Here is a 15503-nt window from a genome sequence, read left to right as displayed (position 1 = left end):
CGGCTCCAGCATGGAATCTGAATCAGAAGTTCACCGACTCGGGAATCCTGATTCCGGCAAAAAACATCACGCTCTAGGAAAAAGCTAAAAAGCAGCACGCCGACCGACTGACCGGCACGGTTGAACGCGAGCCATGTCAATGGCTTGCTGGTCAACAGGCGAGCCGCTTTTATCTTGCCCTAGAATGTCGTCCCGTAAGCGTCCGTCTCTGCACGCCTTCCACCTCGTGTGTTGTCGTTCCACTTCGGGTTCTCTGCTGCTGTGAAGAATCTCCGGTGGGATCCAAACATTTCGAGAACAGAGCGCGACGCGAATGGTGGTCGCTGCACATCGAAGCGTGGCGTCGGAGCGGTCTCGGGATCCGCAAATACTGCCAGCAACAACGTCTGACCGAGAACACTCTGCGGCGTTGGCTGAAGCGGCTGGCCGGCAACGAGACTGCGCTCAAGCTCGAGAAATATCAGACGGAATTGCGCCGTGAGCGCGCCCGGGAAGAGCGAGAAAAGGCGCTCCGAAAGCAGAAGCATCGCAGGTTCACGATCACCTCGGATGTACGCAATCGAGCGTCCCAGGCGTTTTGGGCGATGCATGTCGAGGCACTGAACTGGAGCGGAATGGAGCTCCGTGCCTACGCTGCGGCGATGCAGCTATCGCCGCATTCGCTGCGCAAATGGCGCGACCGACTGGCCATCGGCGAGGTGGTGACGATCGACTTGCGCGCTCATCTTCATCCCTCCGCCCGTCCGCCCGTTAGCACTAGTGCTAGGAACTCACAGCCCGCACGCCGCTTGACAGCCGCCGAAATCGGCGAACCTGCGGCGCCGCCGGCACCGGTTCGGCGCTTCTTCAGCGACGAGGAAAAGCTCGCGATCGCCAAGGAAACGGAGCTGCCGGGCGCCAAGGTCTCTGCCGTCGCGCGAAAGCACGGCATCGTCACCAGGCTGCTGTTCCGCTGGCGCGCGCAGTTCGGCATCGCGCAAAAGAAGCGCTCCAAGCTCGCCCGTGTCGTGTTGCCCGACGACATGCCCGCCGGGCGCGCCTGCGCGATCTGGTGCGTCCACCAGAGGGCATGATGGCTGTCGACCTCGCTGACGGACGGCGTGTCTTCGCTCCCGCCGGCAGCGATCCGGATGCGGTGCGGGCGCAGATCGAAGGCGGAGAGACAGCATCATGATGTTCGTTCCTGCAGGCCTGAAGGTGCACCTGGCGCTCGGCTACACCGACATGCGCAAAGGCATGGACGGGCTCGCAATGCTGGTCCAGGACACGCTGAAGAAGGATCCGTTCTCCAGCCATCTGTTTGCCTTCCGCGGCAAAAAGCCGTCGATCCTGAAGGTCCTGTTCTGGGACGGAAACGGGCTTGGTCTGTTCACGAAACGCATCGACCAGGGTGGCTTCGTGTGGCCAGTGATGGCGGGCTATGACGGCTCGCTCACACTCACGCCAGCTCAAATCGCGATGCTGATCGAAGGCATCGATTGGCGCGCGCCAGAGCGTGTCTGGAAGCCTGCAATTGCAGGATGATCTGGTAAATGTAGTGCTGAACTGAGTTGCGATTCTTCTACGAATCAGTGTGTTCGAGTACCATCGGACATGCAGCTCGATCTCACCAATCTCCCATCCGATCCTGAGCTTCTGCAGCGCCTGGTGCGCGACATTGCTGCTGCGATTGATCATCGGGACACCGAGATCGAGCGTCTCAAATCCATCATCAAGCAGCTGCAGCGGATGCAGTTCGGCCGCAGCTCCGAGCGCTTCGATCCCGATCAACTTGCACTCGGCCTTGAGGATCTCGACACTGACATTGGCCGCATCGAGGAAGCGCAACCGAAGGTCACTCCAGAAACGAAAACTCCGCCGCGAAATCGTACGCTGCCCGATCATCTGCCACGCGAAGACGTTCTGCTCGACGTGCAAGACAGGGTTTGTGGCTGCTGTGGCGGAGCTCTCCATCTGATCGGCGAGAGCGTCAGCGAGATGCTGGATTGGGTACCGGCGCAGCTTCGCGTCCTGCGCACTACCCGTCCGAAATGCGCCTGCCGGACCTGCAGCACGGTGGTGCAAGCCGGAGCGCCGGAGCGGTTGATCGCTGGCGGCTTGGCAACGCCGCACTGCTCGCGCACGTGTTGATCAGCAAATACTGCGATCACCTTCCGCTCTATCGGCAGTCGCAGATCTTCGCCCGTCACGGCGTCGATCTCTGCCGCTCGACACTCGCGGATTGGGTCGGCGGTGCATGTTGGTGGCTCGAGGCTTTGCACGAACGGCTGTGCACGAACGTCTTCGCTTCCAATCATCTTTTTGCCGATGATACACCGATTCCAGTACTTGATCCTGGCCGCGGACGAACCAAGACAGGACGGCTCTGGGTGTACGCCCGCGAGCAACGGCTCTGGAGCGTACCTGAACCTCCGGCGGCCATCTACCTGTTCACTCCGGATCGCAAGGCGGAGCGACCGGTCGCACATCTTGCCGCCTTCAAGGGCATCCTGCATGTCGACGGATGTGCTGGCTTCGAGCAGCTGGCCGACAAGGAGGGCATCACGCTCGCAGCGTGTTGGAGCCACACACGACGCAAGTTCTACGACGTGGCGGAAGCCGCTGCCTCTCCGGTAGCAACAGAGGCCTTGCGCCGCATCCGCGAACTCTATGCGATCGAGACGCGCGTCCGCGGGCAATCTCCCGCCTACCGCCTTCGAACGCAGGACGTTCTTTAAGCCGATCGTCGACGCGCTGAACGTCTGGCTCGATGCCCAGCTCCGCCTGGTCTCCGGAGCAGCACGGCCGCCGAGGCGATCCGCTATGCGCCCTCGCGCTGGCACGGCCTGACACGCTTCCTGAACGATGGCCGAGTCGAGCTCGATACCAATCCGGTCGAACGGGCAATCTGTCCTGTCGCCCTCGATCGCAAGAAGCATTTGTTCGCCGGTAGCGATGGTGGCGGACATCGTTGGGCGGTCATCAGCTCACTGAGCACGACCTGCAAGCTGAATGAGGTCGAGCCCTACGGCTACCTGCGGGACGTCCTGCAGCGAATGATTGACGGACACCCCGTCAACCGCCTCGATGAATTGCTGCCGTGGCAGCTGGAAGCTGGCTGATCATGTCAATAACTGAGGCATGTGCAGCGGCCGGACGCTTACGTCGCCTCGGCCCAGCTGCGCACGGCATCATAGGCGTCCGACAAATTGAGGTAGCGTTCGTCATCTGGACGCGCAAACCACTCCGAGGACACCCGGCCAATCCGCTGGCCGCGTGAGATATCCAAACGGAATCCGCTTGAAACCGATTGTTCGCCGTGTTGTGACATCGTCAAGTTCATCGTCACTCTCCTGTTCAGGTTGAAGCGCAGCGCTGCGCCGCAACCCTGCCCGTCGGCGAGACCTGGGTAGCAAGGGCAAGAGCGGCCGGAGTGGAGGGGGATCACCTGCCTGACAAGGGCGCGCGAGATCCGCGTGCGTCTGCAGTCGCCACTCAATTCAAGACTCTTGCAATCGATGAAGGGCGCGTAAGACCGGGGAAGCCGCACCGACCGGCACGTTACGTGCGCACCCTTGCTCGCGCGAGGACGGAGCCCATAGCAATTTCCTTGCAGAAAAAATGTCCCTTCCGCTTCCCCTGGCAAAGCGACGACAACGACACGAAAAGCCTCGCCTCCGAAGAGGCGGAGCCGATCCAGCGTTGGATCAGTCGCCGCTGACGTGCGACCAGATCAGCGTAAAGCCGTCGTCGCCCCCCGATCTTGACCAGTGAGGCGTAGATCGGCGCCGGTAAGCTGGGATTGTCGAGCTTGACCGAGAGATACACCCGATCGCTGTCGCGAGCGGGCTTCTTAAAAGCCGCACCGAATTCGATGGCGCCGGCCCAGATGCGGTAGTCCGGCGCCTTATCGTTATCCTTTTCGTGTGGAGACCCGGACTCCTAGACACTCCGGGCTCAGCTCCTCCATTTATGACTGCAGACACGGCGTCGGCTCCGAGGGTGCCCGCGAGCACGTTCGATGGAACGGAACGAAATCCGGGACCTGCGGGTTGGAATGCGAAGCATTTGGACATATTGAGAGCGCGATCGGCCTCGGCGGCAGTAAGGCTGTCGAGGCCGATCTGCTGCATTCCGGGCCGCTTGGCCGCTGGGCACACGTGCGGCCGCGGTCGCCGGTTTAACTCAGCGGTAGAGCAGCGGTGGGTCATCCCCTCAGCCGCACCAGCAAGATCATCGACCTACTAAGTTTTTGCAGCCCAATGGCTGGAGAGGCATTGGACGAGAATGGCCGAGGGGGCTGCGCGGGCACACAAGTGAGCACCCTGCGGCGATCCATTGCTCAGCGAGCCCGGCTGGTGTTGGACAGGACAATTTCGGCCTGCGCGAGCCTCTCAAATTCGAAATCGGAGGCACCACAACCAAGCATTGAACCCGAGACAGATTACTGCTACAATAAATCTGTAACCGGGAGGAGAAAGCCAATGAACATCCTTGCGCATTTTATCAAGCCCGAAATGCTTCTCCAGCTGAATGATGCGGAAATTCGTGCGTTAGGCGCGATCATCGACGCAGAGATCACTGGCAATGCTGAGATAAAGACGGCGATCAGCAAGCGTCTGCACGACCTCATGCCGAAACTGCCACGGCAGGTGGCGAATAAATAGCAAGGCGGACGAGTCGAGACTGCGGTAGCTGCGGAGTAGCTGTTAACGGTGAGGACTGCAGAATTTTTGCGCGGTCATCCTATGTCGGAGTGAGGGATAGGACGAAGCTCGCGGCTCGTCTTTATTTTCCGCGCGCCCCGGATTTATCAAGCAAGTATCCGCTAATCCTCTGCTTCTATCGCTATAATCTTCCTACCAACAACCCCGACCACCTGGCACGTTGGATAACGCGGTTTCCCATGTTGCGCACGGCGGCCGAGACCGCGCTCAGCCGCCAGTCCAATCTAGCCGATCCGCTCGCCATGGCACCGTGGCTGGAAAGGGTTGTTGATGACGGCTTCGTGGTGGGCATCGTCGATATCAGAGGAACTGGGGCGTCCTTCGGTATCTGGCCTGGACCTTTCAGCCTGCAGGAGGCGGAGGACGCTTACGATGTCATCGAGGCTCTCGCGCACGCCCCCTGGTGCAGCGGCGCGGTGGGTCTGGTGGGCCGATCCTATATGGGAGCGAACCAGTTTGGGGCCGCACTACAGAGACCGCCGTCGCTGATTGGACTTTTCAGCGAAATGGCCCCATTCGATATCTATCATCTGGTGCATCAGAACGGCGTCTTTCGTGAGGACTTCGCGCGCTCATGGTCCGACGACATCGCGCTTCGAGATAACGATGCTGATGCTCTGCCGGTCGACGAGGACGAAGGCGGCTGGCTCCTGAAGGCGGCGCGCGCCCAGCATCGGGATAATCCCGACATCTTCGGCCGCTTCCGTGCGGCCCGGTTTCGGGACAGCCGCTGCGTGGATACCGGCGTCCTGCTGTACGAGGCGTTTAACCCAGCGCACCATATGGTTCACGGCACGGATCACGGCCTACCGACCTACATTCTATCTGGATGGCATGACATCAATTCCGCGGATGCCCTGTTTTACCAAGCGACCTGCCGAGGCCCCGTCAAGATGGTGATTGGGCCGTGGGCACATGGCGGGTCGTTCGGAATAGATTTGGGGGAAGAGTGCATCGCTTGGTACCGGGGCCTCCTCGCTCAGTCACCCCGGGACCAGCAGACGGCACGCACGCGCGTAACTCACTACTGCCAGATGAGCGGCGGTGGTCCGGCACAGTGGTACGAGGCAGCCCGCCCGGATTTCGCCGTGCGTCGCTTGGCAGCGCTCTATCTCGAGTCATCGGGCGAGGCATCATCGGGCCGACTCGTCGAGACGATGCCGAGGAGCCAAAGTCTCGTAGGGCCACGCGGCGCGGATCCTGACGCGACGTCGGGACTCTCGACGCGCTGGAGCAACGGTTACGGTGGTCCCTTCGGCTATGACGACCTTCGCGCGTTGGCCCGGGCGGGGATGGCGCTCACCTCACTCGAATTGCAGCGGCCGCTGGAACTCGTCGGTACGCCGATCCTTGAGCTGGAAGCTGCCGAGACCACCGCAGCGGTACTTTTCTTCTTTCTGGCCGACATACATCCCGATGGCTTTACGCAATATGTGACCGAGGGGGCATTGGCGCTGACGCACCGCCGGCTCAATTCGCCGATCTACAACACCGGCGGCCGGCCTTTTCATCGCGGCAACGCAGACGACATGCTACCGGCCGGCTGCGTCACCGCACGCCTTTGCCTGGCGATGATGCCGGTCGCCTGGAGCTTCCTCACCGGACACCGCATTCAGCTCATCGTCACCGCGGCAGACCGCGGCAACGCCGAGCTCACCGCGTGCCGACAGCAGCAGTTCGCATTTCGCTGCGGGCCGGTCGGGTCACGGATCAATCTGCCGATCGACACTGCCGAAGGCACTTATTTCGCCATAAAGATGCCGCCATGACCGAAAATGAGGAAATGTCCGTCGCCATCGTCGGTATGGCGTGCCGGTTTCCCGGTGCCAAGGACCCAGACACTTTCTGGCGCAATCTTGCGGGCAAGGTCTGCAGCATCCGGCACTTCACCCCCGAAGAGATGCGCGCGGCCGGAGTGTCGGAAGAGGTATTCAGACAGCCGAACTATGTTCCCGCGCATGGGTATCTGGACGACTACGATGCCTTCGACGCTAGCTATTTTGGCATCAGTCCGCGCGAAGCGGAGTTGATTGACCCCCAACACAGATTGCTGCTGGAATGCAGCGCCGAAGCAATGCAGGACGCCGGGCTGGATCATCCCGAGCGTCGCCGCGGTCAGCTGGTGGGCGTGTTCGCGGGCGTGACCATCTCAACTTACTTCGCCCACAACGTCCTGCCGCGCGGCGACCTGCGAGCGCTGTTCGGCGACCAGCAAATTATGCTGGCCTGCGACAAGGATTTCGCGCCACTGCGAGTCGCGCACGCGCTGGATTTGCGCGGCCCTGCAATCGCCGTCCAGGCTGCCTGCGCGAGCTCGCTGGTGGCCGTCAGCATGGCGATGCGCAGCATACTTTCTGGCGAGTGCGATTTGGCGGTTGCCGGCTGCGCTTCCATTCGGTCGCCGCAGGTTGCCGGCTATGTGTATACTGATGGCGGCACCGGGTCTCGCGACGGCATGTGCCGGGCGTTTGACGCGGATGCAAGTGGCAGCGTGGCCGGCAGCGGAGCCGGCGTCATCGTTCTGAAGCGATTGTCTGAAGCACTGACGGATGGCAGCCGGATCCATGCCGTTCTGCGCGGTGCGGCAGTGTCGAATGACGGAGCGCAGAAACCGAACCTGGTTATTCCCACGATTGACGGCCAGGTGGCCGCGATGGCGGGCGCGCTCGATTTCGCGCAGGTTCGTCCCGAACAGATCAGTATCTTCGAGGCACACGGGACCGGTACGCGGGTTGGAGATCCGATTGAAATGGCTGCCATCGCGCGCGCCTTTCCCAAGGCCCGTGGCGGCGGACCCGCCTTCATCGGAACGGTCAAGCCGAACATCGGTCACCTCGACGCCGCGGCCGGGATAGCCGGCCTTATCCGCGTCGTTCTGTCGTTGCAAACGCGGCAGGTTCCGCCTGTTTACGGCTTTCAGCGCCCCAATCCGGACTGCCGGCTGGAAGACACGCAATTCAGTGTACCGACAAAGCTTGAACTCCTTCCAGGCGATCCCGATACGCCCCTTTTCGCATCCGTAAATTCGATCGGCATGGGCGGCGTCAACGCCCATGTCATCGTGCAATCGCCGCCACCTTCCCATCGAAGTGCGTCGGATCCTCCTCGGATCTATGCCTTGCCGATCTCTGCCAAGACCAAGACGAGCGCCACGGCCTACATGCAGCGCTTGCGCCCTGCACTGGGCAAGGCATCGAAATTCACCGACATAGAGTATACTCTGAAGCGCGGCCGCGCCCCTCTCAAATTCCGAGCCGTGGCACTTGGACGAAGCTCTGAGGCCCTGCTCGAGAGCCTTGACCGCGCGACGCCGTACGACGCGGACTCTGCAAGCGGAGCGACGGTGTTCGCATTTCCAGGACAGACCGACGCTGATTGCGATCATCTGGCCCGCCTTGCGGCCGAGATGCCGGCCGTCGCCGCCGAGGCTGCGGCGGTTCTCGACGCGGCGTCCGATCTTTTCGGTGAGAATATGCAATGGATCGCCGGTCGCGGCATGCGCCCGGCAGCGCCAAGCGCGATTCACCGTCAACTCGCCGTCTTCGCAGGTCCTCTTGCGGTCGCCCGTGTCTTGACGAATTGTGGCGTCAAGCCTGACGTCGTCCTCGGCTACTCGATGGGTGAAGTCGCGGCTGCTTGCGCCGCGAAAATGATGACGCTGGACATGGCCCTCGCTCTCTTGAAGGCGCGCCATGATGCTTTTGCCGATGCTCCACCGGGTGCGATGCTGGCCGCGGAATCAATCGCCGACGCCGTTCTCTCGCACGACGTGTGGCCTGCCATCCGTCAGGGTGGTGGACGCAGCGTCTATGGCGGGACGCCGGAGGCGATCGAGGATTTTGCGCGACGTCTCCATGCAGAGCAGATCGCATATGTCCGGCTGCCGATACGACATGCCTTCCACACTCCGCTCATGTCCACTGTAGCGAAGCGCATCGCGGCTACGATCTCCGACACACTGATGCTGGCGAAAACCGACGTTCGCTTTGTAAGCGGCTTTGGTCAGGTGGTGTCGGACCCGCGCCAGCCGTTCGAAGCGGCCTATTGGGCTTGGCAGGTCGCCGCCCCGATGCGGTTTGATCGGGCGCTGAACGCCATTTCCGAGGAGCGCCCCCGGCAAGTGATCGACCTTGGACCAAAGCAGACGATCGCGCCCAATGTCGTTCGCCGGGACGTCGACGCAAGAAGGCGCGCCGCGCCGGTCGGGGATTGGGCCATGCAGGTCATGCATCACCTTGCTGAGGCCTTCTGCAACGGCGTTCCGGTCGACTGGCCGAAACCACCGCAAGCGGACGCGGCCCGGGTCGTTTCGTTGCCGCCCTACGCTTTCGATCATCGCCGCCATTGGCTGGACCGGCAGCCACCAACGTCAGGGAAATCGACGATGCCCGTAAACCACACCGGTGCGGTAGTAGTGAACACCCTGAATGCGCACGTCACGATCTATTCGGACCGGATAGAGATCCGCACCAATCCGGGGCCCGGTTCGTTGATGCCAGGAGCCGCCGCGGCCTCGCCTCAATCCAGCGCGACTGCCGCTCCCATGGCGACGATGGCGGCAGTTTCTGACCCGGTACAGAGAGAGCCCCCGTCCCAAGACGTTGATGCCCTGATCCGGGATATCGTGGTTGCCTTTCTCGGTATTCCCGACGTGAAACCAGAAGAGAACCTTATCGATCTCGGCGCAAATTCGCTAATGCTGACGCAGATGACCGCGCAGATCCGAGACCGACTCAAGGCCAATCTTGCGTTGGCGGATGTCATTCAGGTGCCGACCATCGCGAACATCGGGCGCTTGGCGCGAGCTGATGCTGGGACAGTCATCCGGCGGCCCGCAATGATTGACCCGAAACGTCTCCAAATGGAGATCGAGAGTATCGAAAAGATGACTCCCGAAGAGGTTCAATCCGCTCTGCACAGCATCAATGATGAGCGCTGAAACACTCCCGCAGACCTGCCTGTTCGAGCGTTATCGCGGCTTGACGCCCGCTCAGCAGCGGCTTCTCCTTGTGCACATGAAACGGCAGGACGCGGAGTGGTCGATACCCCCGTCGGCGGCCCTCGCCCGCAGTGGAGCACCTGACGCCACGGCGCTTGGCTTCAGCCTTCTGTTCTTTTCCGACCGCGCCCGACCGGGGGTGCCGCTTTACGAACTCCTGATGCAATGCGCCGAGAGGGCAGATGCGGCAGGGCTCGAAGCGATTTGGGTGCCCGAACGCCACTTCCACGACTTCGGCGGACCGTTTCCCAATCCCGCATTGCTTGCCTGCGCCATTGCCGGGCGCACGAGCCGGATCGGGATACGGGCCGGAAGCGTCGTGTTGCCGCTCCACAACCCGATCCGGGTGGTGGAGGACTGGAGCGTCGTCGACAATTTGTCGGGCGGGCGCTGTGGCGTCGCGGTCGCCTCTGGCTGGCATCCTGTGGATTTCAGACTGCTTTCCGAGGTTTCTTACGAACAGCGTCGACCTTACACGCTGACTCAGATCGACCGGGTCAACGCCATGTGGCAGCGTCGCACGCCGATCAGATCATCGTCCGGGGGCGACCAGCCGGCGAGCGGCATGCGTCTCCATCCGCTACCGGTGCAGCCGATCCTCCCGCTCTGGCTGACCAGCACCAGCAGGCGGCAGACATGGCTCGAAGCGGCACGCCGCGGGATGGGCGTGCTTACCGGATTGCTGGAGCAAACCAAGGACGACCTCTTCGAAAACATCGGAGCCTATCGCAAGGAACTTGCCTGCTATCATGCGCCGGGCGCAGCCAAGGTGACGTTGATGCTGCATTGCCTGTTAGGGCCCGACCCTCAGGCCGCTCGCGCGAAGGCACGTCTGGCAATGACGGAATATTTCCGGAACCACATGCAGATGTATTTGCCGTTCGTCCGCACGAGCAACCCGGGACTTGACGTCGATGCGCTGTCACAAGCCGACCGCGATGCACTTGTGGTCAAAGGTGTCGAGAGATACTTGGCCGGCAACGCTCTGGTCGGGTCGGCCGAGGCGGTCGACCCACTGTGCCGCCAGTTACACGAAAGAGGCGTCGACGAGATCGCTTGCCTGGTCGACTTTGGACCGTCATCGGAGGACGTGCTGGAGACTATCGCCCAGCTCGAGATCCTAGTCCCCCGAGCGACATCCGCCGCGGCCGCACGCCGGCTGGGCAAGGAGACGCCCAAATGAGCGGGCGAGCTCAGTGGCGCGCAAGCCCCGGACAGATGAACATCTGGTTCGAAGAAGTCTCGGGCACCGGCGGGCGGAGCAATGTCAATGTGGCGCTTCTAAAGATTGAAGGCCATATCGACGGCGACAGCTTGAGGGCGGCCGTCGACAAAACGCTGGCGTCACATCCGGCGCTGCACCTGCGTTTCGAAGAGATCAACGGCGTCCTCTACCAGACTCTCGACAAGGAGCCGGCTCCGCCAACGCGCCGACACGAGATCACGGTCTCCCCGCTCGACGCGGCCATCCGCGAGGCACTGTTGATCGGACGCTCGGTTGCGGACGTGCCGCTCTCGCCGCAGCAAGGCAGACTTTACAACGCGGCCGTGATTTCACCAGCTACCGACCTGCACTTCGTCGTCCTCGCGATCTCGATGCTGGTTAGCGACGGGCGGTCGATGGCTCTGCTCTATCACGACCTGCTCTCGCGATTGCGCGGAGAGCCTGACCGGAACCTACGTCCGAACCCGGTCGCATCGCAGCAGTCCGCTGACGCGCCGGACGCAGCACAGGTCGAAGGATCGCTTGCGTTCTGGAAGGACCGTCTCGACGGACGCAGGCTGAACTACCCCTGGCCTGTGGCTGAGCCATTGGCGTCGGCCGCGCACACCGACGGGTTCGTCATACGACTCACGCTGTCGGAGGCGGAGAGCGAGACGCTCGACGGCTTTGCGCGGCAGCGCGACACCACCCGCTACGCCCTCATCGCCGCCGCCGTCGCCCTTGTCTTGCAGCGCATCATCGGCTCGCCCGAGATCCCCTTCGTGCTGCCGCTGGACGGCCGCAACGCAAAGAATTCCGATACCGTCGGCCATTTCTTGCGCGTCGTGCCCTGCGTTGCCACGCTCGATCCGGATCGCGGCTTCGGTGCCGCAGTGGATGCCATGACGCAGGCGCTCCTGGACAGCAGCCGCCACCAGTGGGTTGATCTTTCAGAGTTGCGCGCGCGGCTTTCATCGACATCTGCGCGCGACGGCATCGCCTCGGTCATGATTGCTCAGAACAACGCCCCGAGCCATGGCGCTCGGATCGGCCGCCTCCTCGTCACGCCGCTGCGCTTCAACAACCACACCTCGAAATTCGATCTCTCTGCGCTTGTCAACGTCAGCGGTCCGATCTCGCTGGAAGTCACGTTTCGCAAATCGCTCTTTGCACCGGACTTCGCGCAGAATTTGATGGCACAAATCCGGGACGTGCTCGGGAACGCGGTCAGGCGCCCCGAAGAGCAGCCGGTACCCGAGCCGGCATTAAACCCCGACAGCCCGTCCGGCTTGGAGGACAACGAACGCCACGAGGCGCGACCGCAGGACTCTCTCTGTGCGCTGATCTTCCGGTCCGCGGAGATTCACCCGGACGCAGTGGCTCTCGCCGCCGGCGACATCGTCCTCACTTATCGCGAACTTGCCTCCCGGATCAGCCGCGCACATGCGAGCCTTCTGCTGCACCGGCCGAAACCCGGCGAGCCGATCCTCCTTGCGGCCGGGCGTGGGGTTGGGAGTTATGTCGGATTTCTTGCGATCCTGACGGGCGGCTGGGTCGCAACACCCGTCGATCCCGCTTGGCCGCCTGCCAGGCTGGAAGACGTGCGGCGGACCGTCGGTGCTCGCTTCTTATGCGGCGATGTCGATCAAATGGTCAAAATCACGGATGTCGAGACGATTGATCTGAATGCCGCCGGGCCTGCAGAAATGCCCGTGCCGGCATTGTTTGATCTCGATAGCCCGGCCTACATCATCTTCACCTCGGGCACCTCCGGACGCGCCAAGGCGGTGGTCGGCACAGATCGGGCACTTGCAAATCTTTCCCGCACGGCGGCTGCATTCAGCCTGGGTCCGGGCCGGCGGGTCGCGCAGTATGCCGGCCTTTTCGTTGACGCTGCCCTTTGGGACCTCTGCGTGAGCCTGACCAGCGGGGCCAGCTTGATCGTCCTTTCGGACGAACAACGTCTCAGTCCGACCACTCTACAATCCATGATTTTGCGTGAGCGGCTAGATGTCATCAAGATACCGCCCAGCATCCTGGCGGCCTTTGATCCGGCCGGCCCAGCGGCACCCGTCACCATTGTCGCTGGCGAGTCGTGCCCGCTGAGTCTCGCTCAAGCTTGGGCAGGAAGAACCAAGCTCTTCAACGCTTACGGACCCACTGAGGCGGGCGTCTGGGCCAGCATCGAGCGACTAGTCCCCGGCGAACGCCGGCTGGTCACCGCGGGACGGCCGATCCAAGGAGCAGCGATAAGCGTACGAGACAAGGCTATGCATTTGCTGCCGCGCGCGGCGTGGGGAGAAGTCTGGATCGCCGGACAGGGCCTGGCGAACGGATACTTGAACGAGCCGCGGCGCACCGAGCGCGACTATCGCACCCTCACCGATCTGGGACACGAACCGCGCCGTTGGTATCGCACGGGCGACCGCGGACGACTATTGCCGGACGGACGCCTTGAGATTGCAGGTCGCTTCGACCGCATGTTCAAACTCCACGGGCAGAGGATTCATCCGGAAGAGATCGAAGCCCAGATTCGCTCCGCGACCAGCGCCGTTCGCCGCGCCCTGGTCCTCGGCGCGCCTGCCTCGTGTCCGGAAAGACTGCTTGCCTTCATCGAGGTGGACGAAGGCAACGAAACCGCACTCAAGGCCGCGGTCGCATATCATCTGAGGCAGGTCCTGCCGCCGGCACTGGCGTTGGTCGAACTAAGGAGCGTCGCCGACTGGCCGCAGACCGCGGGCGGCAAGACCGACATTGCCGCGCTACTCTCGTCGGCCGCCCTGCCCCTTGCCGAGCGAGTGAACGACAACGCCCGATGCGGTGACGAGTCCTTTTTTTACGAGCTCGGCTACCCTCCAGCCGGCTACCTGCCCCTTACAGCGCAGCCGAGTCGGCCTCGAATCCTGATCAGCGACGACGAACGGTTGCGAACTGCCTTGGGAGCGGTGCTCACCTCTCGTGACACTCCGCTCGAATTCTGTTTGCCTGATTGTCTGGACGAGCTTGATGCCGTCTCCGCGCAGGGAGAGACGCCGCGTCTGCTGGTCTTGGCACTCGGACTTCTGGAGTCGGACATGTCCGGCGAAGAGCTCCTTGAGAGCCTCCATGCCCAGTTGGCGGCGTTAACCCGTGCCGCGTCTGCTCCCGGCCAAAGGGGGATGGAGCTTTGGCTTCTGGTCAATGGGCTTTTCCGCATCGGTCAGGATGAGCCGCTCGTTCCTGAGGCCAGACTGCCGCTTGCTTGGCTGAAGGCCGCCGCAATCGAATTGCCAGAGGTCAGCGTCAAACTTCTGGACTTCGGATCGCAGTCACACCGCCCGGCGACCACCGAGACCTGGAAGACCGCGCTCGGCGCGCTGATCGGCCTGCCGACGGGATCGGTACGCATATTCCGGTCTGGAAGGCTCTACTCGCGACAGTTGTCGCTGGTACCGGCCCCCGCTCGCCTCGCGGACGAACCGCCATGGAGCACCGCCGTGTTCTTCGGCGGCGGCGATATCGCCCACGCCTTCGCCGTCCGGCTCGCTCGCCAGCGGCGCGTGTTCGTCTTCGCCAGCCGAAGCAGCGGTGCGGCGGAGCACCTGGAACTCGAGACGAAACGCATCGAAGAGCTTCGTCGTCTCGGAGCTGACGCAAGTTTTGTCCGATGCGACCTTCGCAATATCGAGTCCATCGCGCAGACATTTCGTGAGGTCACGCAATCCTACGGCCGTCCAGGCCTCATCGGCCATTTCGCGGCCAATTCCGTGGGCAAGTCCGTTCTGACGACAACCGCCCGCGAAATTCTTGATCAGTATCGGACCAAGGCCCTGGGCCTCTCCAGGATCATCGCCATGGCCCGGGAGCACGCGCCGCAGGCGCGTGTGTTATGCCTTTCGTCCGCGGCGACCTTCGCCGGCGGATTCGGCAGCTACGCCTACGGCTTCGGCAACATGGCGTTGGAAGCTGTGGCGGAGGGTCCTGAGGCCGATGCTCAAGCCGTTGCCACAGGACGTTGGCGCGGCATCGGCATGGCCTCCGCCCTGAGCACCGACGCGCGTATTTCCGCCAGCTTTTCCGAGACGATCGACAAGGGTTATAGCGCGGAGGCCGGAAGCGCGGCGCTTGAAATCGCCTTGTCCATGAGACGACCGCTTGTCTTTATGTCGGCGTTGCCGCTGCCCCTTACCGAGCCGAACGAAGCCTTCCTGGGTGAGTTCCGCTCGCCGACCGGGATACTCGCCGGATCACAAAAGCAGGTCCGACCCGCGAGCCTCCTCGCGGCCTATGTCGCCCCGCGGACGCCATTGGAGGCCTGGCTGGCCAAGCGGTTCGCGGACGTGCTGTATGTCGCCGAGGTCGGTGTCATGGACGACTTCTTCGCACTCGGCGGGCATTCCCTTATGGCCGCCGACTTGGCGGCAAGACTGTCGGAAGATTTCCGGATTTCGATCGGGCTCGCCACGATTTTTCGCGCGTCGAATGTTGAACGCCTGGCCCTTGCGCTGACTTCGGCGTCAGAGAGTTCCGGCTCCATCGATCAGCTCGCCGCGGCGCTCCTGCATCTCTCGGTGCTTCCGGAAGAGGCGGTCGACGCATTGCAGTAGCTGCGGAG

The 15503-nt window shown here is 62.5% G+C and carries 9 protein-coding genes and 3 pseudogenes; 10 read left to right on the top strand and 2 right to left on the bottom strand.

Going from position 1 to position 15503, the window contains the following annotated elements; translation table 11 throughout:
* The first annotated feature begins 275 nt into the window (after positions 1-275).
* From tnpA to QW868_RS33635, 5 genes and pseudogenes are all read left to right on the top strand, one after another.
* The gene (tnpA, locus tag QW868_RS32535) at positions 276-1073 is read left to right on the top strand and encodes an IS66 family insertion sequence element accessory protein TnpA (RefSeq protein WP_316232480.1); all 798 of its coding nucleotides are present in this window, start codon (positions 276-278) and stop codon (positions 1071-1073) included.
* A 97-nt stretch (positions 1074-1170) separates the two neighbouring features.
* Positions 1171-1524, top strand: coding sequence for an IS66 family insertion sequence element accessory protein TnpB (gene tnpB / locus QW868_RS32530; RefSeq protein WP_316232479.1), 354 nt, complete (start codon positions 1171-1173; stop codon positions 1522-1524).
* Positions 1525-1593: 69 nt separating this feature from the next.
* A complete protein-coding gene (locus QW868_RS33645) occupies positions 1594-2130 on the top strand; it encodes an IS66 family transposase zinc-finger binding domain-containing protein (RefSeq protein WP_410051343.1) in 537 nt (178 codons plus the stop codon).
* Positions 2031-2888, top strand: a pseudogene (gene tnpC / locus QW868_RS33640) (IS66 family transposase); the annotation flags it as partial. The gene QW868_RS33645 and the pseudogene tnpC, both read left to right, overlap by 100 nt.
* A gap of 30 nt (positions 2889-2918) precedes the next feature.
* Positions 2919-3101: a transposase domain-containing protein gene (locus QW868_RS33635; protein ID WP_410051344.1), complete on the top strand. Its 183-nt coding sequence runs from the start codon at positions 2919-2921 to the stop codon at positions 3099-3101.
* A 47-nt stretch (positions 3102-3148) separates the two neighbouring features.
* On the opposite strand, the pseudogene QW868_RS32520 reads toward QW868_RS33635, so the two are convergent.
* Positions 3149-3322: pseudogene (locus tag QW868_RS32520) on the bottom strand (DUF932 domain-containing protein); the annotation flags it as partial.
* Between the two features lie 364 nt (positions 3323-3686).
* Positions 3687-3903 (bottom strand): annotated as a pseudogene (locus QW868_RS32515) (DUF736 domain-containing protein); the annotation flags it as partial.
* Between the two features lie 560 nt (positions 3904-4463).
* On the opposite strand from QW868_RS32515, the gene QW868_RS32510 reads away from it, so the two are divergent.
* The 5 genes from QW868_RS32510 to QW868_RS32490 all read left to right on the top strand — a co-directional run bounded on the left by QW868_RS32510 (position 4464) and on the right by QW868_RS32490 (position 15495).
* Positions 4464-4646 (top strand): hypothetical protein, encoded by a 183-nt coding sequence (locus QW868_RS32510; RefSeq protein ID WP_316232478.1) that lies wholly within the window; start codon positions 4464-4466, stop codon positions 4644-4646.
* An 89-nt stretch (positions 4647-4735) separates the two neighbouring features.
* A complete protein-coding gene (locus tag QW868_RS32505; RefSeq protein WP_316232477.1) occupies positions 4736-6475 on the top strand; it encodes a CocE/NonD family hydrolase in 1740 nt (579 codons plus the stop codon).
* Entirely contained in the window at positions 6472-9645 is a 3174-nt protein-coding gene (locus tag QW868_RS32500; RefSeq protein WP_316232476.1) for a type I polyketide synthase, read from the top strand. Before QW868_RS32505 ends, QW868_RS32500 begins: the two co-directional genes overlap by 4 nt.
* Positions 9635-10888, top strand: a complete 1254-nt coding sequence (locus QW868_RS32495) for a MupA/Atu3671 family FMN-dependent luciferase-like monooxygenase (protein ID WP_316232475.1) — start codon at positions 9635-9637, stop codon at positions 10886-10888. Before QW868_RS32500 ends, QW868_RS32495 begins: the two co-directional genes overlap by 11 nt.
* Positions 10885-15495, top strand: a complete 4611-nt coding sequence (locus tag QW868_RS32490) for an SDR family oxidoreductase (RefSeq protein WP_316232474.1) — start codon at positions 10885-10887, stop codon at positions 15493-15495. The genes QW868_RS32495 and QW868_RS32490 overlap by 4 nt, the downstream gene beginning before the upstream one ends.
* Positions 15496-15503 lie beyond the last annotated feature (8 nt).

Source organism: Bradyrhizobium sp. SZCCHNR1051 (assembly GCF_032489615.1).
Lineage (GTDB): Bacteria > Pseudomonadota > Alphaproteobacteria > Rhizobiales > Xanthobacteraceae > Bradyrhizobium.
The sequence above is the reverse complement of the archived record's forward strand: the minus strand, read 5'-3'. Positions and strand labels throughout refer to the sequence as shown.